Consider the following 1,184-nt stretch of genomic DNA (forward strand, 5'->3'; position numbering starts at 1 on the left):
CTGGACGTCGTCGCCTTCGAGCTCGCGGCCGCGGCGCCGTCGAGTTTCGCGCTGGAGCTCAAAACCACCTACATCTGATGGACCGGGGTTCGTGCCTTGTGCTTCGATTGCCCTAACAATGTCCCCCGTATTCGCGCGGTCGACCATTTCCGCAGTGCTTCTTGATGTTTGGATTGCCCGACCAACTGCGGGACTTCGTGCTGCTTGAAGAGCTTCGGCCATTCGTATCCTGCCGTCGCATTCAAGGTTTGTCGGTCCGGGGTGACCTCTGGAACTAACAGGAATATCGGCTTCAGCTTCCGGCCGAATTGCGACGGCTTCTCTAACCCTCTGCCTGCGTCGGAATTCCGCATAAGTAATCGGACGCTCCATAATGCCTCGGTCAGCACGCCGTGTTGCATCCAATTCAATGCCATGATCATAGGCTGCATCAACCAATACGGCGCGCATATTGTCGTAGTTCTGTTGAGGATGGCGACGCGCGATCTTCAGCCAGTGGCCTTCCAGTGCCCGTCGATTAACGACTACATGCAAGTGTGGATGCTGCCGATCGACGTGGAACGCCGTGAAGTAGTCGAATGAACCGCCATTGTAACCTGAACCGAACATCGTTTCGGTCCAAGCACGGCCGGCAGCGTGCGCACGGCTGGTATCGGTGCCGGGCGGGAAGCTGACGATGATATGAGTCGTTAGGTCCTGGTTGCTTTCTGCGGCCGACTGACCGGCTTGATAGTTACCGGTCTGCTCGGCCCAACTTTGGGCAATCTCGTCGAGTCGGTCGTACGGCAGAAAAACGCCTTGATGACGTTCGGAACGTTGGAGATCAACGGCTCCGTTGCGCGAAAGGTAGTTCAGCTGATCTCGAATTTGCCGGGCGGTCCGAGCGCCGCCTCGTGGCACAATTCTTACGATTGCTTGAGGATGAGGCATTTTGGGTGTCCAATGACGTCGTTTTCAAGAGCGCTCTCCCCCCTGCATGACCTCCTGTAATCGCCTACGGCCGTCCTCTCGCCGTCGAGATACGTTCAATATTGTGCGGAGTAGGGCGTCGAGCGCGGAAACTTCCTGACCAACGTGTTGCCTATGCCTCTCAAACCTTTCAATATCGAAGGTGGCGTCACGGTTAGCAACTCGGCTCAATTCTCTGAGTGTTTGGGCAATGTTGCCGATGTGACTGGTGATCG

The 1,184-nt window shown here is 56.4% G+C and carries 2 protein-coding genes; both read right to left on the bottom strand.

All coding sequences use genetic code 11. The features are described 5' to 3' along the window. On the bottom strand, window positions 1-930 hold a 930-nt coding region (locus tag QSV46_RS39025; RefSeq protein ID WP_314964000.1), incomplete at its 3' end, for a relaxase/mobilization nuclease domain-containing protein. Between the two features lie 24 nt (window positions 931-954). Then, window positions 955-1,182 carry a DNA mobilization endonuclease VirD1/MobC family subunit gene (locus QSV46_RS39030; RefSeq protein ID WP_314964001.1) on the bottom strand — a complete coding sequence of 76 codons (228 nt, stop codon included), beginning with the start codon at window positions 1,180-1,182 and terminating at the stop codon, window positions 955-957. Window positions 1,183-1,184: the final 2 nt, after the last annotated feature.

The organism is Bradyrhizobium cosmicum (assembly GCF_032290525.1).
Classification (GTDB): Bacteria; Pseudomonadota; Alphaproteobacteria; order Rhizobiales; family Xanthobacteraceae; genus Bradyrhizobium; species Bradyrhizobium cosmicum_A.